Source organism: uncultured Aquabacterium sp. (assembly GCF_947366995.1).
Taxonomy (GTDB): domain Bacteria; phylum Pseudomonadota; class Gammaproteobacteria; order Burkholderiales; family Burkholderiaceae_C; genus Aquabacterium.
Window position 1 is genome coordinate 72956 of sequence record NZ_CANBCC010000003.1, and the last position, 19252, is coordinate 92207.

General features: G+C 70.2%; 19 protein-coding genes. 5 read left to right on the forward strand and 14 right to left on the reverse strand.

The window, feature by feature from the left end:
* Positions 1 to 88: 88 nt before the first annotated feature.
* From Q0Z44_RS02070 to Q0Z44_RS02080, 3 genes are read left to right on the forward strand one after another with little or no spacing between them, the layout of a single operon-like run.
* A complete protein-coding gene (locus Q0Z44_RS02070; protein WP_298009495.1) occupies positions 89 to 1099 on the forward strand; it encodes an ABC transporter substrate-binding protein in 1011 nt (336 codons plus the stop codon).
* A gap of 12 nt (positions 1100 to 1111) precedes the next feature.
* Positions 1112 to 1957, forward strand: a complete 846-nt coding sequence (locus Q0Z44_RS02075; protein WP_298009498.1) for an ABC transporter ATP-binding protein — start codon at positions 1112 to 1114, stop codon at positions 1955 to 1957.
* Complete coding sequence (locus Q0Z44_RS02080) at positions 1954 to 2820, forward strand: ABC transporter permease (protein ID WP_298009503.1); 867 nt, start codon at positions 1954 to 1956, stop codon at positions 2818 to 2820. Before Q0Z44_RS02075 ends, Q0Z44_RS02080 begins: the two co-directional genes overlap by 4 nt.
* Here the strand turns inward: Q0Z44_RS02080 and Q0Z44_RS02085 are convergent.
* Positions 2786 to 3859: an RNA methyltransferase gene (locus Q0Z44_RS02085; protein WP_298009507.1), complete on the reverse strand. Its 1074-nt coding sequence runs from the start codon at positions 3857 to 3859 to the stop codon at positions 2786 to 2788. The genes Q0Z44_RS02080 and Q0Z44_RS02085 overlap by 35 nt on opposite strands.
* A 74-nt stretch (positions 3860 to 3933) precedes the next feature.
* On the reverse strand, positions 3934 to 4728 hold the full coding sequence (locus Q0Z44_RS02090; protein ID WP_298009511.1) for a sulfite exporter TauE/SafE family protein: 795 nt from the start codon (positions 4726 to 4728) through the stop codon (positions 3934 to 3936).
* 117 nt (positions 4729 to 4845) lie between these two features.
* Between Q0Z44_RS02090 and Q0Z44_RS02095 the strand changes: the two genes are divergently transcribed.
* Positions 4846 to 5775, forward strand: a complete 930-nt coding sequence (locus Q0Z44_RS02095) for a LysR family transcriptional regulator (RefSeq protein ID WP_298009514.1) — start codon at positions 4846 to 4848, stop codon at positions 5773 to 5775.
* A 37-nt stretch (positions 5776 to 5812) separates the two neighbouring features.
* On the opposite strand, the gene infA is transcribed toward Q0Z44_RS02095, so the two are convergent.
* From infA to Q0Z44_RS02140, 9 genes are all read right to left on the reverse strand, one after another.
* A complete protein-coding gene (infA, locus tag Q0Z44_RS02100) occupies positions 5813 to 6070 on the reverse strand; it encodes a translation initiation factor IF-1 (protein WP_298009517.1) in 258 nt (85 codons plus the stop codon).
* 218 nt (positions 6071 to 6288) lie between these two features.
* Complete coding sequence (locus tag Q0Z44_RS02105) at positions 6289 to 7473, reverse strand: hypothetical protein (RefSeq protein WP_298009520.1); 1185 nt, start codon at positions 7471 to 7473, stop codon at positions 6289 to 6291.
* A 126-nt stretch (positions 7474 to 7599) separates the two neighbouring features.
* Positions 7600 to 7923 carry a hypothetical protein gene (locus Q0Z44_RS02110; RefSeq protein ID WP_298009523.1) on the reverse strand — a complete coding sequence of 108 codons (324 nt, stop codon included), beginning with the start codon at positions 7921 to 7923 and terminating at the stop codon, positions 7600 to 7602.
* Positions 7924 to 7964: 41 nt separating this feature from the next.
* Complete coding sequence (locus Q0Z44_RS02115) at positions 7965 to 8390, reverse strand: hypothetical protein (RefSeq protein ID WP_298009526.1); 426 nt, start codon at positions 8388 to 8390, stop codon at positions 7965 to 7967.
* Between the two features lie 10 nt (positions 8391 to 8400).
* On the reverse strand, positions 8401 to 9702 hold the full coding sequence (locus Q0Z44_RS02120; RefSeq protein WP_298009529.1) for a hypothetical protein: 1302 nt from the start codon (positions 9700 to 9702) through the stop codon (positions 8401 to 8403).
* On the reverse strand, positions 9702 to 10799 hold the full coding sequence (locus Q0Z44_RS02125) for a two-component system response regulator (protein ID WP_298009531.1): 1098 nt from the start codon (positions 10797 to 10799) through the stop codon (positions 9702 to 9704). The genes Q0Z44_RS02120 and Q0Z44_RS02125 overlap by 1 nt, the downstream gene beginning before the upstream one ends.
* Positions 10796 to 14026, reverse strand: coding sequence for a response regulator (locus tag Q0Z44_RS02130; protein ID WP_298009535.1), 3231 nt, complete (start codon positions 14024 to 14026; stop codon positions 10796 to 10798). The genes Q0Z44_RS02125 and Q0Z44_RS02130 overlap by 4 nt, the downstream gene beginning before the upstream one ends.
* 254 nt (positions 14027 to 14280) lie before the next feature.
* Complete coding sequence (locus Q0Z44_RS02135) at positions 14281 to 15480, reverse strand: GGDEF domain-containing protein (RefSeq protein ID WP_298009538.1); 1200 nt, start codon at positions 15478 to 15480, stop codon at positions 14281 to 14283.
* Complete coding sequence (locus Q0Z44_RS02140; RefSeq protein WP_298009541.1) at positions 15477 to 16610, reverse strand: GGDEF domain-containing protein; 1134 nt, start codon at positions 16608 to 16610, stop codon at positions 15477 to 15479. Before Q0Z44_RS02140 ends, Q0Z44_RS02135 begins: the two co-directional genes overlap by 4 nt.
* A gap of 157 nt (positions 16611 to 16767) precedes the next feature.
* Here Q0Z44_RS02140 and Q0Z44_RS02145 point away from each other — a divergent pair, with 157 nt between their 5' ends.
* Positions 16768 to 17139 (forward strand): phage holin family protein, encoded by a 372-nt coding sequence (locus Q0Z44_RS02145; RefSeq protein WP_298009544.1) that lies wholly within the window; start codon positions 16768 to 16770, stop codon positions 17137 to 17139.
* Positions 17140 to 17161: 22 nt separating this feature from the next.
* On the opposite strand, the gene Q0Z44_RS02150 is transcribed toward Q0Z44_RS02145, so the two are convergent.
* From Q0Z44_RS02150 to thiL, 3 genes are read right to left on the reverse strand one after another with little or no spacing between them, the layout of a single operon-like run.
* Entirely contained in the window at positions 17162 to 17653 is a 492-nt protein-coding gene (locus Q0Z44_RS02150; protein ID WP_298009547.1) for a CinA family protein, read from the reverse strand.
* A gap of 12 nt (positions 17654 to 17665) precedes the next feature.
* Positions 17666 to 18244: a phosphatidylglycerophosphatase A gene (locus Q0Z44_RS02155; RefSeq protein WP_298009550.1), complete on the reverse strand. Its 579-nt coding sequence runs from the start codon at positions 18242 to 18244 to the stop codon at positions 17666 to 17668.
* 3 nt (positions 18245 to 18247) lie between these two features.
* On the reverse strand, positions 18248 to 19237 hold the full coding sequence (gene thiL / locus Q0Z44_RS02160; RefSeq protein WP_298009584.1) for a thiamine-phosphate kinase: 990 nt from the start codon (positions 19235 to 19237) through the stop codon (positions 18248 to 18250).
* Positions 19238 to 19252 lie beyond the last annotated feature (15 nt).

Consider the following 19252-nt stretch of genomic DNA (forward strand, 5'->3'; position numbering starts at 1 on the left):
CGGCGTCACTCGCGAAGAACACCTGCTGGCTCACACCATGAGCCTGAACGCCGCATCGATTGGCCCGCCCTCCCCTCTGACACGCACCATGAAGCTCTCCCGTCGCCGCATCAGCGCCCTCCTCGTCGGCCTGGGTCTGGCCGCCTCCAGCCTGGCCACCCACGCCGAAGGGCAGATCCGCATCGCCCAGCAGTTCGGCATCAGCTACCTGCTGCTCCACGTCGTTCAGGATCAGAAACTGATCGAGAAGCACGGCAAGGCACAGGGTCTGGCCATCACGCCACAGTGGTTGCAGCTGTCCGGTGGCGCAGCCATCAACGACGCGCTGCTGTCGGGCTCCATCGACATCGGCGGCGCGGGCATCGGGCCCATGCTGACCCTGTGGGACCGTACCAAGGGCCGCCAGAACGTCCGGGGCGTGGCCTCACTGGGCAACACCCCGTACTACCTGATCAGCACCAACCCGAACGTGCGCACCGTGGCCGACCTCACCGAGAAGGACCGGGTTGCGTTGCCGGCGGTGGGCGTGTCGGTGCAGTCGCGCTACCTGCAGCTGGCCGCGGCCAAACGCTGGGGCGATGGCGGCTTCAACAAGCTCGACAAGTTCACCGTGACCTTGCCGCATCCCGAAGCGGTCGCCGCCATCGTTCGCGGGGGCACCGAGGTCAACGCGCACTTCGCCACCCCGCCGTTCCAGGAGCAGGAACTGGCGGCCAACCCCAAGGCCCGCGTCATCCTCAATTCGTATGACGTGCTGGGCGGCCCTTCATCGCCCAATGCGTTGTACGCCACCGAGGCCTTCCGCACGCAGAATCCGAAGACCTACCGCGCCTTCGTGCAGGCCCTGGCCGACGCGTCGAAGCTGATCGCGCAGCAACCGGAACTGGCGGCGGACATCTACCTGCGCGTGAACCACGCGAAGCTGGACCGCGAGTTGCTGCTGAAGGTCATCCGCAGCCCGGAGGTGCAGTTCTCGCTCACGCCGCAGAACACGTTCGTGCTGGCCGACTTCATGGCCCGCGTGGGCGCCATCCGCAACCGACCGGCGTCGGTGCAGGACTATTTCTTCGCCGACGCACACCTGCGCGGCGGCAGCTGACGGGAGGCACGCATGAGCCCCATACCGCATCCGCCACTGCTGCAGGTCGACGGCGTCAGCCTGGTCTACCGCACAGCCGTGCAGGAGGTGCGCGCCACGCACCAGGTGAGCTTCGACGTGCACGAGGCAGATCGCTTCGTGCTGCTGGGCGCCTCGGGCTGCGGCAAGTCGACGCTGCTCAAGGCCATCGCGGGCTTCATCGAACCGACAGAAGGCGAGATCCGCCTGGATGGCCAGGCGGTGCAGGGCCCGGGCCCCGATCGCATCGTGGTGTTCCAGGAATTCGACCAGCTGCCGCCATGGAAGACCGTGCGCGAGAACGTGATGTTTCCGCTGCTGGCCTCGGGGCGCCTACGCCGCCGTGAGGCCCGTGAGCGAGCCGAGGTGTATCTGGAGAAGGTCGGCCTGAGCCGCTTTGCCGACGCGCACCCGCACACCCTGTCGGGCGGCATGAAGCAGCGCGTGGCCATTGCCCGGGCCCTGGCCATGCAGCCGCGGGTGCTGTTGATGGACGAGCCATTTGCCGCGCTGGACGCCCTCACGCGCCGCCGCATGCAGGAAGAACTGCTGGCCCTGTGGGACGAGGTGCGCTTCACGCTGGTGTTCGTCACGCATTCGATCGAAGAGGCGCTGGTGGTGGGCAACCGGATCGGGCTGCTGTCGCCGCACCCCGGGCGCGTGCGGGCCGAACTCAACAGCCAGGGCTGGACACTGGACCGCCAGGGCGAGGCGGGTTTTCAGGCGGCGGTGCAACGCATCCACCGCCTGCTGTTTGAAGACGCCGGGCAGGCGCCCGCTGGGGTCGACGCCGCCCCGCGCGCGCCGGTGATCGCCCTGCCTGAAAGGAGGCTCGCATGAGCACCACCACGCTGCGGGCCGAGTACGAACGCGAGCTCGCGCCGCTGAGCCACGTGCAACCGGCGCGCGCCCTGCCCTGGGCCACACGCTGGCGCGCCCACCCGGCCGCACGGCAGGCGCTGATCCTGCTGGTGCTCGGGGCCGTGTGGGAGGCCGCCGCCCGCTGGCAGCAGAACGACTTGCTGCTGCCCACCTTCACGGCGACGCTGTGGGCGCTGGCCGACGGCGTGCGCTCGGGCGAGTTGCTCGCGAAGACCGCCGTCTCGCTCAGCACGCTGCTGGAGGGCTACGCGCTGGGGGTGCTGGCCGCGTTCGGATTCACGGCGCTCGCCACGGCGTCACGCTGGGGCCGCGACCTGCTCGGCACGCTGACCGCCATGTTCAACCCGCTTCCCGCCATCGCGCTGCTGCCGCTGGCCCTGTTGTGGTTCGGCCTGGGCAAGGCCAGCCTGCTGTTCGTGCTGGTGCACGCAGTGCTGTGGGCGGTGGCGCTCAACACGCTGGCGGGCTTCCAGGCGGTGCCCGAAACGCTGCGCATGGCGGGCCGCAACTACGGGCTCAAGGGCGTGCCCTATGTCGTGCAGATCCTGCTGCCAGCAGCGCTGCCGTCGGTGCTGTCAGGCCTGAAGATCGGCTGGGCCTTTGCCTGGCGCACGCTGATCGCCGCCGAGTTGGTGTTCGGCGCCACCTCGGGCCAGGGCGGCCTGGGCTGGTACATCTACCAGAACCGCAACGAGCTCTACACCGACCGCGTGTTTGCCGGCCTGGTGCTGGTGATCCTGATCGGCCTGGCCGTGGAAGGCCTGGTGTTCCAGACGCTCGAGCGCCTCACGGTGCGGCGTTGGGGTCAGCAACGGGGATGACGTCGGCGCGGCGCAAATGCAGCGCCACACGCTGCGCCTTCGGCAGGGCCGCACGCGCCCGCAGCTGGCCACAGCCGCCGTCCACATCCTGCCCGGCGGAATGCCGCAGCTTGGTCAGCACGCCCGCCCGATGCAGCGAGCGGGCAATCTCGGCGGCCCTCTCCCACGCCGGCCGCTGGTAGGGCAGCTCGGGCACGGCGTTGTACGGGATCAGGTTCATCAACGCGTACTTGCCCTTGAGCAGGCGCACGATGCCCTCGATCTCGTCGGGACCGTCGTTGATGCCCTCCAGCAGCGTCCACTGATACTGGATGGGATAACCGGTGGCGCGCGCGTAGGCCTCGCCCAGCTCGACGAGCTCGGCCGGGTCCATGCGGGGCGCACGTGGCAGGAGTTCCGCCCGCAGTTGCGGCTTGGTCGTGTGCAGTGACAGGGCCAGCGCGGGCTTCACGCGCCCACGCGGCAGCTGTTCGAACACGCGGTGGTCGCCCACGGTCGAGAACACCAGGTTCTTGTGGCCGATGTTGCCGACGGTGCCCAGCAGGTCGATGGCTTCGAGCACGTTCTCGAGGTTGTGCGAGGGCTCGCCCATGCCCATGAACACGACCTTCTTGACCACCCGCCGCGTGCGCGCGAGCGCCACCTGCGCCACGATCTCGCCGCTGGTGACCTGGCGCACCAGGCCTTCCTTGCCGGTCATGCAGAACACGCATCCCACGGCGCAGCCAACCTGGGTCGACACGCACAAGCCGTCGCGCGGCAGCAGCACGCTTTCCACGGTCTGGCCATCGGCCAGCTCGACCAGCAGGCGCGCCGAGCCGTCTTCACCCGGGTGCTCGGATTTCAGGCGCGCCAGGCCCGCCAGCTCGTCGGTGAAGGCGGGCAGCATGGCGCGCACGGCTTCGGGCAGGAAGTCTTCGGGCTTGCGGCGGCCGTGGCTCTGCGGCAGGGCCTGGGCCCACAGGCGCAGCACTCGCTGCTCGTGAAGGGGGCGGGCGCCATGCTCGCGCAGGCGCTGGCGGAGGGTCTCGATGCGCATGGATCAGGGTGGAGGCAGGCCGGCAGTGTAGGCGCTGCGGGCGCGGGCTGTCATGCGCCGAGGTGCGCCGGCCTTCAGTGCCAGAGCAGGCCCAACAACAGCCAGCCCCCCGTGACCAGCAGCATCCACGCGAACAGCGTCCTCATGCGCTGCTCGGGCAGGCGGTGCGCCAGCGCCACGCCGGCCGACACCGTCAGCATGCCGCTGGCGGCCAGCGGCAGCCCCATGTGCCAGTCAACCCGGTGGGCCTGCGCGTAGCTCAGCAGCGCGATGATGGAACTGGGCGCGACCAGCGCCAGCGACAGGCTCTGCGCCACCGTCTGACGCTGTGCGAACACGCTGGTGAGAATGGGCGTGGCCACCAGCCCGCCGCCGATGCCGAGCAGGCCCATGCTCGAGCCACCCACCATGCCGACCAGCGGGATGTAGCGCTCGGACACGCGCGGCGCGGCCTCGGTCGTGATGCCCGCCGCGGCCGCACGCTGACGCACCCGCAGCTGCCACAGCAGCCGCCACGCCAGCAGCATCAGCGCCACGCTGAACACCGTGCGCAGCAAGGCAGACGGCAGCCCGATCGCCACCTGCGCCACCAGCCAGGTCGTGGTGGTCGCACACACGCCGATGGCCAGCGCACGGCGCAGCGGCACCGGGTACAGCCGGCTGTAACGCCACCAGCCGATCAGCAGGTTGGGCACCATCATCACGAGCGCGGTACCCTGCGCGAGCGCCTGGTCCATGCCGTAGCCAAGCACCAGCAGCGGGATGGCAATGATTCCGCCGCCAATGCCGAACAGCCCGCCGAAGAAGCCCATGAGGCCGCCCAGCAGCAGAGCGGGCAGGAAGGCGAACAGATCGGCAGGCGACAGCATGGCCCGCATGATGTTTCACGGCATGCCGCTCATCAATGGGCAAGCATTCACTTGATTGATGCGCTGGGTGCAAGAATGGGGGCACCGCCACCCGAGCTGCTTGTCGACGCAAACCCGATGGTCCATTCCACCCAGGCCGATCTGGCCTTCTTCACCGTGCTGGCCCGCCACCCGAGTCTGGCGGCCGCCGCCCCCGAACTGGGTGTGTCGGCCCCGGCGGTCAGTCGGCGGCTGGCGGCGCTGGAACAGCGACTGGGCGTGCGCCTGCTCAACCGCACCACGCGGCGACTGAGCCTGACCCCCCAGGGGGAACGCTATCTGGAGGAAGGCGCCCGCCTGCTGCGCGAAATCGAGCAACTGGAGCGCGCCTTGGGCGCCAGCCGGGATGCGCCCCGCGGCCTCCTGCGCATCAATGCCACTTTCGGCTTCGGGCGCCGGCACCTGGGTCCCGCGGTGTCCGACTTCGTGCGGCTGCATCCGGCCGTCGAGGTGATTCTGGAGCTGACCGACCGGCCACTGGACCTCACGGCCCACGCCATGGACATCGGCATCCGCTTTGGCGTGCCGCCGGACGCACGGGTGCTGGCGCGGCAGATTGCCGCCAACCGGCGGCTGCTTTGTGCTGCGCCCGCCTACCTGGCGGCGCACGGCACACCGGCTTGCCCGCGCGAGCTCGCGCGGCACCAGTGCATCGTCATCCGGGAGAACAACGCGGCCTACAACACCTGGCACCTGTCAGACGGGCGCCAGCAGGAAACCGTGAAGGTGCGCGGCGCCCTGGCCACCAACCATGGCGAGATCGCCGTGGACTGGGGCGTGGCCGGTCACGGCATCCTCTTGCGTTCGGAGTGGGACGTGGCGCCCTACCTGCGGTCAGGGGCCCTGCAGCGCGTGCTGCCTGCGTGGTCCGACCCGTCGGCCGACATCCACGCGATCTACCCGCAGCGCCATCACCTGTCGGCGACCGTGCGGGTGTTTCTGGACTTTCTGGCAGACCGCTTTGCGGCTTATCGGCCCGCCTCACCGCAGGAGGCGGCAAGCTGGTGACGCGCTGCCATGCCCGGCGGTGCGGGCGTCAGCCGCTTCAGTGGCGGCGCGGTGCGGGCGTGTAGTTGCCGCTGCGCTCGATGTGGCGGAAGGTGATCCGGCCCTTGGTCAGGTCGTACGGCGAAAGCTCAAGCGACACCTTGTCACCCGCCAGGATGCGGATGTGGTGCTTCTTCATCTTGCCGGACGTGTAGGCCACCAGCTGGTGCCCGTTGTCCAGGGTGACGCGAAAACGAGAGTCGGGCAGGACTTCGTCAACGACGCCGTTCATTTCGATCAGTTCTTCTTTGGCCATGAAATGGAACCGGTTGGGTGGCCCACTCGGATCGGGTTGCGTCCTCTGGCGCAACCACGGTCCGGCGTGCCGGGTGTCGGGCGGACGGGGGTTCGGATCGGCCCTCGCCCTGGCATGCTCCTCCCGGACCCGTGCGTGGTGACCGAGAAGAAACCTTTGACTGTAGCATGCTGGCCACATGCTCGTCCAGACCTCGGCCGCGGTGGGGTGGCGCCGGATCAGGTGCCGGCTTCGAGTTGCGCGCGGCTGGGCAGCGGCTTGAGCGGCGGGGCGCCACGGGCCAGGATGACCTGCATGACGCACCCGGGCAGCAGCGCCATGCCGCTGAGTTGCACCCGGTGCTCGGCGAGCGTGAAGGTCGCCTCAACCAGAGCGTGGCCCAGCTTCAGGGTTTCACCGGCGCGGCCCGTGACCTGCAGCAAGGCGCGCCCCTGGGCCGCCATGACGCGGCCCTCCTCCGCCGAGCCACTGTGGGCGACGACCGCCTGGCTCTGCAGGTTGAACAGGCAGACCCGCTGCACACCCGGCTGGCGCATCAGATGGTGCACGAGGCGCTGGGCCAGCAGTCCCGTGTCGTTGACCACGATGGATTCAGCCCGGCGGGTCGACGGCGTGTCGGCCGCCACCAGCGCCAGCGTGCGCAGGGTCAGGCGCTGCGCGGGCGGCTCCTTGTCCTGCATCTGGTTCCAGGTGGAGCCCAGGTAGACCCAGAGCTGGTCGGCGCGGCGCACGGCCGGCGCCATGCGCGCGGGGATGCCGGTGTCCGCCCGAAACCGGGTGATGTACTTGACGAGGTCGGGCGACGTCTGCCCGGGCATGAAGATGATGGCGCGGCACAGCCAGTCACCGCGCCCGCTGCGCACCTGAGTGGCCAGTGCGCTCACTGCGTCGGCCTGCTGCGCCAGCGTCAGCCCCTCCGGCACCAGCATGGCGACCAGCTCGGCGCGGCCCATCAGCGCCTGGGCCAGGGCCTGGCGGCTGACTTCGTCGGCATCGGCGTCGGCACAGAATACGCGCACCCGCCCGCCGTCCTGCGTGGGGCTGTCCAGAAAATGCAGCGTGGCCAGCGTGTCGCCAAAACCCTGCCGGCGCACCACCAGGCGCTGCAGCGGCCAGCCCGATGCGCGGGCGATGTCGAGCAGCCCGCGACGGGCCCGCCCCCCGCCCACATCGGCGATGACCATGTAGCGCAGCCCGGTCTGGCCCAACTGCATGCGCAAGGCCTCGGCGGGCTCGCACGAGACGAACAGCTCGCGGGTGTGGCGCCCCACCGGTTCACCGATGTCGATTGCAGCCGGAGCACGCGGCGCGGCGTCGTGCACCTGGGTGACCACATTGGTGTCGGCCCAGAACCGGGCGGCGGCAGGGCCAGTGGCGGCGGGTTCGGAGGGGTCTGCGGACATGGGACGCCAGGGGGACGAGAGCATGTCCGAATGTCGCACCTTCTTCCCGGCCGCACCATTGGCCGGATGGCTAATTCCGGCTTCCGCGCCGCGCCGCACGCCCCCCTGCCAATGGGGTGCCCGCCTTCAGTGGGGCTTGCGCGGGCCCTTGAACGAGTGCGGGGTGTAGACGTTTCCGTCCTTGTCGACACCGGGGCGGGCGCGGCGGGCGCGGTTGATCACGTCCTCGGCCGCCCGTGCCGCCTCGCGGCGGTCGGCCCGGCGGTGCCACAGACGCCGCAGCGCGTGCCCGACCTGCCGGGCACGGTGCAGGCTGCCTCGCCCCACGCGGTCGACCCAGAAACGGTCGAACCGGGCGCGCCGTGCGGGGCGCATCAGCAGGCGCAGCAACAGCACGCCGCACACGAGGGCGACGGCCAACGCAATCCACGACGACATACCGGCAACCATGTGACGATGCTAGCGCGAAGCGGGGGCGCTGTGTCGCCCGCTCACTTGCGCAGCACGATGTGGGCGCCGGGCGGCACGTCGGCCTCGTCCACGTAGGCAATGGCGCCGGGCGTGCGGCTGACCTGGGCGAGGAGCTCGGCGAGCGGCCACACGTCGCGCGGCGGCACGCCCTTGCCCACGTAACGGCGCACCGTCCAGTAAGCGGTGTAGGCGTCCTCGGTCTGGTCGAGGTAGTCGGCCAGGAAGCGCTTGCGCAGCATCTGCCCGGATGGGGCGTTCAGGGGCACGACGGGCACGCCATCGACTTCGACCATGCGGCCGGTGTAGATGCGCTGGACGGCGGGAACGTCGAGCTTGCGCACCGACGGGTGGGCGATGACCACAACGCCGGCGTGGGCCAGCACCGCGCCGCAGAGGCCGACGGCCAGCAGGACACGGTGCGCGAGGGTTCTGAGTGGGTGCGTCATGCGGCCTCCCTCAGAACACGAAGCTGTAGCTGATCGACAGCGTGTTGATCAGCTCGCGCGACACGACCGCGCTCCCGGCCGGGCTGTCCACCATCGCCGAGCGCTTGCCGATGCGGGTGCGCATCCACTCGCCCTTGAGCTTGCTGTGCGGCGTGAGCGCATACGACAGCCCGAGGCTGAGTGCGGTCTGGTCGTACACCGGAATGCTGTCGCCGGCGGCGCGCTGGGCCAGCGCAAGGTCCGGGATGATGGCCGCCTGGGACGCCTGCTCCAGCGCCTGGGCGTTGCGCATCGAGGCGCCCAGGCTGCGCAGGTGCGAGACGACCACATACGGCGTGACGCGGTCGATGCGACGCAGCAGCGCCAGGTAGGCGCCCACCGTGCTGGAGCCGAGGTCGGTGCGGCGCTGGAAATTGCGCGCCACCTCGCCCACCAGGCGCCAGTCGGGCGCCAGATTCAGGTCGGCGCCGAGCGTGACGACATCGTTGACGATGGTGTCCGTGGTGTCGACGCCCGGGCCTGGAAGGGCGTTGCTGACCTGGTAGTAGCTGCCGAGCGGAAAGCCGGCGTCGACCCGGGGATAACGGGCGTCCAGCGGCGAACCATCGCGCTTTTCGGTGGTGGCACGGTAGAGGCTGGCGCGGAAGGTGCTCGCATCTTCGAGCCGCAGGGTCAGCGCCGCGCCCACCACCCGGGTGTGCACGCGCAGGAAGTCGGTGCCCAGGTCCCGGGACGACACCCGCACGCTGAGGTCGTCGGCGCCGGCATAGGCGTCCAGCGACCACTCGCCCGCGGGCTGCTGCCAGGTGCGCGACACCGACAACCCCGTCATGTCGGTGCTGGGCGCGATGCCGTAGACCTCCGCCGGCAGGCGCAGCAGGTCGTAGGTCTGCCCCACGTCGCGGTTCTCGGTATGGAGGAAGAGCGGGATGCGCTGTCGCCCCAGCCGCACCAGCCAGTCGTTGTCCGGGCGCCAGGAGACAAAGGCCCACGTGGCGGTCACGGCGAGGCCGTGGTCGTCGCTCAGCGAGGGCGCGAGCGTGGCCTGCACGGTGGCCGACCAGGCCGGGTTGAACTGCAGGTCGAGCTGCGTGCCGAAGACGGAATCGCGCTTGAACGACCCCTGGTCCGACAGAAATCGCTGGTAGGCGTACGGCCGATCGGTCTGGGCCCAGCCGGCCGTGCCGAAGCCGGAGAGGCGCCAATCCAGCCCCTCGGCGTGGGCCGGGGGCATCAGCCCCGCGGCGGTGGCCAGTGCCAGCCAGGCGGCCAGGCCGAGGCGGTTCAGGGGGACAACGTACGGTGTGGGCATCAGGCGTCGCGCCAGGTGTCAGCGATGGAGCGGAATTGGTCGATCGTCGCGTGGAAGGCGGCAACGACCTCCGGGTCGAAGTGGTGCCCGCTGCCTTCGTCGATCAGGCGCACGGCCTCTTCGTGGGCAAACGGGATCTTGTAAGGCCGGCGGCTGATCAGCGCGTCGTACACGTCGGCCACGGACATCAGGCGGGCGGCCAGGGGGATGGCCTCGCCCTGCAGAGCGTCGGGGTAGCCGGTGCCATCCCAGCGCTCGTGGTGGGCCCGCGCGATCTGCATGGCGTAGGTGAGGAAATCGGCGTGTTCGCCCAGGCGCTCGGCCGCCCGGCGCAGCATTTCCCAGCCATGCATGGCGTGCGTGCGCATGATGACCGTCTCTTCCGGCGTATGGCGCCCTGGCTTGAGCAGGATGTGGTCCGGAATGGCGACCTTGCCGACGTCGTGCAGCGGGGCCGAGCGGGCGATGTGGTCGATGCTCTCGGGGTTCAGCACGTCGAGGTGGCGGCCCTGTTCGTAAAGGTACTGCGCCAGGGTGCGCACGTACTCCTGCGTGCGCTTGACGTGGTGGCCGGTGTCCTCGTCACGGAACTCGGCGAACGAGATCATCACGTGCAGCGTGGCCTCGCGCAGCTGGTCGACCTGGGTGAGCCGCTTGGCCAGCTCGCGCTCGAGCCACTCGGCCCGGTCGATCAGCTCGTCGCGGTAGGTCTTGATCTGCAGGTGGGTGCGCACGCGGGCCTGCACGATGGGCGGACTCACGGGCTTGTGGATGAAGTCGGCGGCGCCCACTTCGAAGCCGAGGGTTTCGTCCTCCACCTGGCTCATGGCCGTCAGGAACAGCACGGGGATGCTGGCGGTGGCCGGGTCGGCCTTGAGACGGCGACACACCTCGTAGCCGTCCATCTCCGGCATCATCACATCGAGCACGATCAGGTCGGGACGGTCACGGCGCGCAATTTCAAGTGCCTTGGCGCCGGACGCGGCGAGCTTGACACGGTACAGCCGGTTGAGCAGCCCGGCCAGCAGGCTCAGGTTGGCGGGTGCGTCGTCAACGACGAGCACGGTGGCCAGGGGGGCGATCGGCGTGGTCGTCATGGCTGCTTCACCCCCTCGTGGAGTTCCGTGAGCAGCCCGAAGGCCGAGTCGAAGTCGCAGCGATCGAGGGCTGAAGCCAGCCGGGCGGTGGTCAGGGGCGGCAGCCAGTTGGCGAAGTCGGCACGATGCCGCTGCCACAGGGCGAGGGCCTCACTGTCGCTCTCGGCGGTCAGGCGTCGCAGTTCCTCGGCCAGCGCCACGTGTTCGGCCGTGGTGCCCGCGGGCGCACCGGCACCGGACGCGGAAGACGGCCCGTTGAGGTGGGCGCGCAGCGCTGGCAGCAGGCGCTCGATTTCGCCGACCACCGCATCGACCGCCGGGGGGGCGCCGTCCAGCGCGTCGGGCGACTGGGCTGCCGCCTCCAGCATGGTGGCGTGCAGGGCCAGGCCGTCGTGCCCGATGGTGCCGGCCAGCCCCTTCAGCGTGTGCGCCTCGCGCGCCAGGTCGGGCCAGGCCCGCTCCTGCTGGGCGGAGCGCAGGATGTGCGGCAGGTGGCGCGCGTGCAGCATGAAGCTGCGCAGGGTGCGGTTGTAGAAGTCGACGTCGCCCTCGAACCGCGACAGCGCCAGCTCGGCATGCAGGCCTTCGATCTGCGGCAGGCCGTCGGGCGCCGATGCAGCGGCCGGTGCGTCCAGCGACGTGTGCGCGCTGTCGGCCAGCGCGCCGAAGCCGCTCGGCGAGCCGGTCGATGGCGCGGGCACGAACGGCATCAGCGTTTCGTACAAGCGTCCCGGGTCGAGTGGCTTGGTCAGATGGCCGACCATGCCCAGCGCCGTGCAGCGGTCGCGCTCTTCCTGCATGGCGTGGGCGGTCAGCGCCACGATGGGCAGGCTCGCCAGCGTGGCGTCCGCGCGGATCTCGCGTGTGGCCTCGTAGCCGTCCATCAGCGGCATCTGCAGGTCCATCAGCACGACGTCGAAGCCATCGGCGCCCGCCTGGCGCAGCCGCTCCAGCGCCTCGCAGCCGTTGTTGGCCACGGCGACGCGCGCGCCACGCCGTGCCAGCAGTTCGATGGCCAGCTGCTGGTTGAGCAGGTTGTCTTCCACCAGCAGCACGCGCAGGCCGTCGAGCCGCAGCCCTTCGTTGACCACCGCGGGGCGCGAGTGCTCCGGCAGGCTGATGCCCAGCAGCCGTGCCAGCATGGCGCGCAGGCCTTCCGGCAGCACCGGCTTGTTCAGGAAGCCGCTGGCGCCCGCCTGCATCGCCGAGATGCGCAGGCTGTCAAGGCCGTAGGCGGACATCACGACGACCTCGGTGCGCGGCGCCAGCGTGCGCAACTCCGCTATCACGGACTTGCCATCGCGCCCGGGCATGACCCAGTCGAGCAGCACGAGGTCGTAAGGGTGCTCTTCCTGCAGCGCGGCGTGGACACTGTCGATGGCCTGTTGACCATCTTCTGCCAGGTCGATGCCGCCGGGCGCCTGGCTGCCCACGCCCAGCGAGTTCAGCAGACTGCGCAGCGTCAGGCGGGTCTCGGCCTGGTCGTCGACCACCAGCACGCGCAGCCGCGACACGGGCATGCCGCCCAGCGCGTGCTGCGGCATCGGCGCCATCTGCATCGGCAGGGTCACCGAGAAGCACGAGCCCTTGCCCAACTCGCTGTGCACATGGATGGCGCCGCCCATGAGCGTGACAAGCCGGCGCGTGATGCTCAGACCCAGACCGGTGCCGCCGTAGCGGCGGGTGGTGGAGCCATCGGCTTGCGTGAACTCTTCGAACAGGCGGGCCTGCTGTTCGGCGTTCATGCCGATGCCGGTGTCGCGCACCTCGAAGCGCAGGGTCAGCTGCGAACCGATGTGCGTGACGACGTACACGCCCACCTTGACGTGCCCATGGTGCGTGAACTTCACCGCGTTGGACACAAGGTTGGTGAGCACCTGACCCAGGCGCAACGCATCGCCGTAAACGCAGCCCGCCTCGTTGAGCAGCGCCTCGCTGCCGAACTCGCACAGCAGCTCCAGCTCTTTTTCCTGCGCGCGCTGGCGCAGCAGCATCAGCGCATGGCCGACCACGTCTTCCAGCCGCATGGGCGCGGACTCGAGCTCGAGCTTGCCGGCCTCGATCTTCGAGAAATCGAGGATGTCGTTGATGACGCCCAGGAGCGTGTCGGACGCGGCCTGCACCTTGTTGAGGTAGTCGCGCTGCTGCTCGTCGAGGTCGGTCTGTAGCGCCAGGTGCGTCATCCCGAGGATGGCGTTCATCGGCGTACGGATCTCGTGGCTCATGTTGGCCAGGAACATCGACTTGGCGCGCGTGGCGCCCTCGGCCTGGTCACGCGCGGCCTGCAGTTCTTCCTGGATGCGCGCGCGACGGGCCAGGTCGTCCTCCACGGCCTGGGCCATGCCGTTGAGCGCACGGCCCAGCGTGTCGAGCTCTTCGACCCAGCCTGCACGGTCACCCGTGCGGGCGGTGTAGCCGCCTTCGGCAATCTGCCGTGCGACGCCGCCCAGCCGTTCGATCGGATTCAGCAGACGGACCCGCAGGATGAAGAGCGCCAACGCCAGGGCCGGCACCAGAATCAGGTCGATCACCAGCGCGTAGCCGATGAAGCGCTGCAGGTTGGCCGCGGCCTGCTGCTGCTCGCGGGCGGTGCGCTCGTCGGTGGCGCGGCCGAGCGCACCCACGGCCTGCGCCAGGTCGGCGGTCTGCGCCTCGTAGCGCGCGGCGTGCACCAGCTCGCTGGCGTAGGCCAGGTCGGGCCGGCCCTCGGACACATAGGCCTGCTTCTCGCGGTCGAACAGGCCCTGCGCAGCGGCAAACGCCTCTTGCTCGGTCTTGCGCAGGCGCTCGGTGGCCGCCACGACCTGGTTCATGGCGGCCAGTTCGGTCGCACTGAAGTCGAGCGCGCGCATGCGGTCGATGAGGGAGACGCCGGGCTTGCCCTCGGGCAGCACGTGCCCGCGCCGGCCCGCAATCACGTCGTCCCAGTACAGGTCGGGGTTGTCGGACTCGGGCAGGGGCTTGCTGCCCTCGCGGATCGCCAGGATGTCGTAGTAATAGAGCAGGTAGCGCGGGTTGCCGGTGGTGGCGTAGGAGCGCACCAGCCGCCCGAGGAGTTCGGTTTCGTGGCGCAGCGCCGTCACGACGTGCAGGGTCTCGGCGCGCCGCGCATTGGCCGCCTCGTTCGACTGGTAGGCCGTGCGGATCAGCAGCAGAAAGCTGACGTTGGCCAGCAGCGCCAGGCCAACCAGCACGAAGAACCAGCGGGATACGGTCTGCAGCTTCATCGTGCCACCCCGTTCACCGTGGTGCGCCCAGGCACGCCGTGTGCGGGCCCCTGGGGTGCGCACCCTTTGCGACAGACGGGCAGATCAACGCACGCCATGCGCGCGTACCAGACAGGACGGGATGTCATCACCACCCGATTGTGCGCACGCACGGCGCGCACACTCGCGCGGAATGGGCGTTGTTGAACGGCCATATGTCACGCTCGCGGCCCCTGAGCCGGGGGGAATGTCTGCATCTCGCCTCGCCTGTCTGATCACTGAAACAACCCCGCCGAACCGGTCCCGGCGCGTACCACCTCAGGAGTAGCGACGCCACCCACGATGCGATCCCGCCCGGCCCGCTTGGCATCGTAGAGGTTGTTGTCTGCCAGGCGCAAGGCGGCTTCCGCGTGGCCCTCCACCACTTGGGCGACCCCCACGCTCGCGGTGACGTGAAAGGCTGCGCCATCGATCTGGAACGTGTGTTGGCGAAGGTGATCGCACACCTTGGCGGCCACGCGCTCGCCCCCGGCCAGGTCGGTTTCGGGCAACAGCAGCAGGAACTCCTCGCCGCCATAGCGGGCAGCGGTGTCAACGCGCTCGCGGGTGTGTTCGCGCAGGACGCGCCCGAACTCGGCCAGCACGCTGTCCCCCGCCGGATGCCCGTGGCGGTCATTGACGAGCTTGAAGCGGTCGATGTCGACCATGAGCAGCGTGAGCGGACGACCGCTGCGCGCCTGGCGGTGCGCCTCGCGCTCGAAGCGCTCGAGGAAGGCGCGCCGGTTGAGCAGGCCCGTGAGGCCGTCCGTGCTGACCAGCGTCTCGAGGGCGCGCTGGCGCCGCGCGATCACCCCTGCGTAGAAGAACATCATGGCGGTGTGCGGCCCGATGGCCACCGCGAAGGTGATGCGCGTCCACCAGAGCCACCAGGGGGCCATGGGCTCGCCCGAGAACACCGGCGCGCGCAGCATCGGCGACAGATCCTGCCCGGGCCCCAGGCGATCGAGCCCGACCACGGCCACCAGCACGAAGGCCGCCACGACCGCCGGGCGCAACTGGGCCCACGTGAACACGGATCGCGCCAGAACGATCTGCGCCATCAACACCATGGCCATGGGGGTGTCGGTCAACCCATAGGCGAGGCCGAGGGCGGTCACGCCGAGCACGCCCGGCCACACCGTCCAACGCACCAGACCGGGTTGCGCAGGCGCCCGCCAGCGCCGCGTCCACGCGCACCACGCCACGCCGAGCAGCCACGCCATCAGCGCGCTCAGCGCCCCATGCACCGCCAGCAGCCATGGCCGGTGAACGTGCTGCGTGCCGGCCACGCCCAGCAGGGCCACCGTCTGCATCACCCACAGCACGGCCAGCATGGGCCAGGCACCCATCACGAACAACAGCACGCCCCGCGCGTCGTGGTGCGCGACCAGGCTGTGCGCCAGCCGCTGCAGCCAGACGCTGCGCAAGGCCTTCACGCGACCGCCCCCACGATTGCGCGCAGGCAGACTCGGTTGCGCCCGGTTGCCTTCGCAAGATAGAGTTGCTGGTCGGCCTCGCGCAGGGCCTGGTGAGACGTGGTGCTGCTGCACACCGCACCACCCATGCTCACCGTGATCGTGAACGGCGCCAGCGGGTCGCCGAAGCGCTCTCGGGACAGGGCCTCGCACATGCGCTGGCACACCACCTCGGCCTCATCCAGCCGGGTGTCGGGCAACAGCAGCGCAAACTCCTCGCCCCCCAGCCGGGCCGCGAGGTCGGTCGGGCTGCGCACGCCAGCCAGCAGCAGCCGGCCCAGGCTGCGCAACACCATGTCGCCCTGCAGATGGCCCCAGGTGTCATTGACCTGCTTGAAGTGATCGGCATCGATCATGACGAGGCAGAACGGCCGGCCAGTGCGCCGCTGGCGCGCCACTTCCGCCTCCAGCGCCTCCATCAGCCGGCGGCGGTTGGCCAGCCCGGTCAGCGCGTCGGTGTGCGACAGCGTGTCGAGCTGCCCGTGCAGGGCGTCCAACCGGGCAAACAGCACCATCGCCAGCCCCAGCAGCACCGCAAAGCCGCTCACGAAGACAAAGGTGCGCCAGCCCCGCCAGGCCTCCGACGCCGCCGGATCCTGGAACAGCGCGGGGCGCAGGCCCGGCGCGTAGGACCACCAGCCAGCCAGCACGCCCGCATCGTGCACCAGCAGCATGCCCATGCACACCCCGAACGTGATGGCCACGGGGCGGCGATCGAACAGCAGCAGGCCCACCAGCAGCACCCCGACCAGCACGAGGCTCGGCGGCGAGGTGTAGGGCCCCGAGAGGATGGTGATCAGCGTGTAGGTGCCGCCGATCGTCAGACACACCAGCAGCGTGGCACAGGCCAGCGGCTCGGCATCGTCACGCCGCGGCCACACCCACACGGCCACGCCCAGGTTGAGGAGGGCCGCGCCCAGCATGGGCCACTGCATGGTCCGCACAAGCGCCGCATCGAGGTAGGGCGACACGGCCGGGTGGGACAGCGCCTGTTCGTGGATGAACAGCACCAGCAGAAAGAACGGCAACGACGCCGCAACAGCCAGCAGGATCCGGCGGGCAGGTGTCGCGCTGCTCAAGAGGTGGGCCATCCGGGCTCGCATGACCGTTTTGCACTCCAGGCCCGGCTCCGGCCGGACTGTTCATTCAAAGTGTGACACCGTCAACGGGCGCGTTCTTGACCCAATACGGCCAGGGTGCATCGCGCCGTCAACTTGCACACGGTTGCTGCTGGGCTATGCTCGGGTCATGAAACTGATCGTTCGCTGGCTTCTGCTCGCTTGCGCCCTGGTGCTGCTCACCCAATGGGATCTGGGTCTGTCGGTGCGCAGCTTCGGATCGGCCCTGCTCGCGGCCTTCGTCATCGGCTTGCTCAACGCGGTGGTGCGGCCGGTGCTCATCCTGCTGACGCTGCCGGTCACGGTGCTGACGCTGGGGCTGTTCCTGTTCGTGATCAACGCCCTCACCTTCCAGATGGCGTCCGGCCTGCTGGACGGCTTTCAGGTCAGCGGGTTCGGCGGGGCGCTGCTCGGCTCGGTGCTCTACAGCCTGTGGGGCCTGGTGATCGACGTGGCGCTGGAGCGGATGTTTCGCACGGGCAGCCCGCCGCCGCGGGCCTGAGACCGCGCCCGCGACCCGCGTTTCAGAGCGGCACGCTCCGCGCCAGCACCCCGGCCAGCGCGTGGCGCACGGTGGCCTCGCGCACCGCAGCCCGGTCGCCCGGAAAGACACGCACTTCGGCATGCGCCCCCGCCGCCGTGGCCCAGGCAAACCACACCGTGCCCACCGGCTTCAGGGCCGAGCCGCCCGTGGGCCCTGCCACACCGGTCACGGCGACCGCCACATCGGCCTTTGAGCGCGCCAGCAGCCCTTCGGCCATGGCCAGCGCCACGGACTCGCTGACGGCACCGTTCGCCTCGATCAACTCGGGCGCCACATCCAGCAAGGCCGTCTTCGCCTCGTTGCTGTAGCTCACCACGCCGCGGTCAAACCACAGGCTCGAGCCCGCCAGCTCGGTGCAGGCGGCGGCAATCAGGCCGCCTGTGCAGGATTCGGCCGTGGCCAGGCGCCAGCCGCGCGCCTGCAGCCGGGCCGCCACGTCGCCAACGAGGCCAAGGGTCGCGAGGGTGTCCATGTGTGCTCCTTGTCAGCTCAACAGGCCGGCCGACACGCCACCCTGGCGCACCACCACGGCCAGCGCCAGCAGCAGCAGCGTGCAACCCGCCGCCACGAGGTCATCGAACATGATGCCCAGCCCCTGCGCCCACCCGATGGGCTGACCCTTGGGCAGCTTGAACAGCTGGTCGGCCCAGGCCACCGGGCCCGGCTTGGCCGCATCGAAGAAGCGGAAGGCCGCCACGGCCAGTGCCTGACCCCGCCAGTCGGCGGCGCCCACCACCCACAGCACCAGCCAGATCGCCCAGATCTCGTCCCACACGATGGCGCCCGGGTCGGCCACCTGCAGGCTGCGGGCCGTGCGCGTGCAGGCCCACCAGCCGACCAGCCAGCCGACGGCCAGGATGGCGGCCCAGGTGAGGTCGGCCTGGCGGCCCTGCCCCAGCACCCGCTCGATCGCGACGAACACCAGCCAGCCCCACAGCGTACCGACAGTACCAGGGGCAATGGGGCTCAGGCCGCTGCCGGCGCCCAAGGCGATCCAGTGCGCCGGATGGCTCAGCAGCAGGCGCACACCGGGGCGGCGAGGAGCCGAAACAAGCGTGTCCATGGCTCAGCCCCGAAAGTGGTCGAACGAGACCCAGCGGTTGGGCACGGGAGTGGCGTCGCCCTCCCCGTCGAGGCCGGATGCCTGCAGCCGCACGCCGGGTTCGGCCTCGATGCGGCCAATGCGGCTGAGCACCAGGCCGAGCGTGTCGCCCAGCGCCGTCACCCCCTCGCGCCGTGCGGGCGGGGCCGTGAACACCAGCTCGTAGTCGTCGCCGCCGGCAAGGATGCAATCCAGCTGCTCGGCACGGGGCCGTGCGCCCAGCCACGGGCTGAGCGGCAGCGCGTCGAGCGCCAGCATGGCGCCCGCTCCGCTGCGGCGCAGCACATGGCCCAGGTCGCCCAACAGGCCATCGGACACGTCCACCGCGGCCGAGGCCACGCCGCGCAGCCCCACACCCAGCGCCACGCGGGGGGACGGGGCCTCCATTGCGAGCCGCGTGGCGTCAAAGGCATCGCCGCTGAGCCCCGGGTGCAACGTGCCGCGGAAAGCCTCGAGCGCCAGCCGCGCTTCGCCCGGGAAGCCGCTCACCCAGATGTCATCGCCCGCACAGGCGCCACTGCGCAGCAGGGCCTGGCCGGCTGGCACCTCGCCCATCACCGTGATGCCGATGGCCAGCGGCCCGGCGGTGGTGTCGCCACCGATCAGCTCGCACTCGTGCTCGTCGGCCAGGTCCAGCAGGCCTTGCGCAAAGGCCTGCAGCCACGCTGCATCGACCCGTGGCAAGGTCAGCGCCAGCGTGAAGGCCAGCGGCTGCGCGCCGCACGCGGCCAGGTCGGACAGGTTGACGGCCAGGGCCTTGTGCCCCAGACGGCGCGGGTCGACCGTGGACAGGAAGTGCCGTCCCTCCACCAGCGTGTCGGTGGAGACGGCCAGCTGCATGCCGGGCGCCGGCGCAATCACCGCGCAGTCGTCGCCATTGCCCACGACGGCACGCCGCGGGCCCTGCCCCGGCCGGCGCCAGAAAAACGACTCGATCAGTTCGAATTCACCCAGGCTCATGGGGCGATT

Bases quoted from the DNA above. Each gene is read 5' to 3' on its own strand.
- Q0Z44_RS02090 (WP_298009511.1), bottom strand. From the start codon at position 4,728: ATGCTGTCGCCTGCCGATCTGTTCGCCTTCCTGCCCGCTCTGCTGCTG.
- Q0Z44_RS02095 (WP_298009514.1), top strand. From the start codon at position 4,846: ATGGTCCATTCCACCCAGGCCGATCTGGCCTTCTTCACCGTGCTGGCC.
- Q0Z44_RS02080 (WP_298009503.1), top strand. From the start codon at position 1,954: ATGAGCACCACCACGCTGCGGGCCGAGTACGAACGCGAGCTCGCGCCG.
- infA (WP_298009517.1), bottom strand. From the start codon at position 6,070: ATGGCCAAAGAAGAACTGATCGAAATGAACGGCGTCGTTGACGAAGTC.
- Q0Z44_RS02120 (WP_298009529.1), bottom strand. From the start codon at position 9,702: ATGCCCACACCGTACGTTGTCCCCCTGAACCGCCTCGGCCTGGCCGCC.
- Q0Z44_RS02085 (WP_298009507.1), bottom strand. From the start codon at position 3,859: ATGCGCATCGAGACCCTCCGCCAGCGCCTGCGCGAGCATGGCGCCCGC.
- Q0Z44_RS02115 (WP_298009526.1), bottom strand. From the start codon at position 8,390: ATGACGCACCCACTCAGAACCCTCGCGCACCGTGTCCTGCTGGCCGTC.
- Q0Z44_RS02150 (WP_298009547.1), bottom strand. From the start codon at position 17,653: ATGGACACCCTCGCGACCCTTGGCCTCGTTGGCGACGTGGCGGCCCGG.
- Q0Z44_RS02130 (WP_298009535.1), bottom strand. From the start codon at position 14,026: ATGAAGCTGCAGACCGTATCCCGCTGGTTCTTCGTGCTGGTTGGCCTG.
- Q0Z44_RS02075 (WP_298009498.1), top strand. From the start codon at position 1,112: ATGAGCCCCATACCGCATCCGCCACTGCTGCAGGTCGACGGCGTCAGC.
- Q0Z44_RS02110 (WP_298009523.1), bottom strand. From the start codon at position 7,923: ATGGTTGCCGGTATGTCGTCGTGGATTGCGTTGGCCGTCGCCCTCGTG.
- Q0Z44_RS02145 (WP_298009544.1), top strand. From the start codon at position 16,768: ATGAAACTGATCGTTCGCTGGCTTCTGCTCGCTTGCGCCCTGGTGCTG.
- Q0Z44_RS02155 (WP_298009550.1), bottom strand. From the start codon at position 18,244: ATGGACACGCTTGTTTCGGCTCCTCGCCGCCCCGGTGTGCGCCTGCTG.
- Q0Z44_RS02070 (WP_298009495.1), top strand. From the start codon at position 89: ATGAAGCTCTCCCGTCGCCGCATCAGCGCCCTCCTCGTCGGCCTGGGT.
- Q0Z44_RS02105 (WP_298009520.1), bottom strand. From the start codon at position 7,473: ATGTCCGCAGACCCCTCCGAACCCGCCGCCACTGGCCCTGCCGCCGCC.
- Q0Z44_RS02140 (WP_298009541.1), bottom strand. From the start codon at position 16,610: ATGGCCCACCTCTTGAGCAGCGCGACACCTGCCCGCCGGATCCTGCTG.
- Q0Z44_RS02125 (WP_298009531.1), bottom strand. From the start codon at position 10,799: ATGACGACCACGCCGATCGCCCCCCTGGCCACCGTGCTCGTCGTTGAC.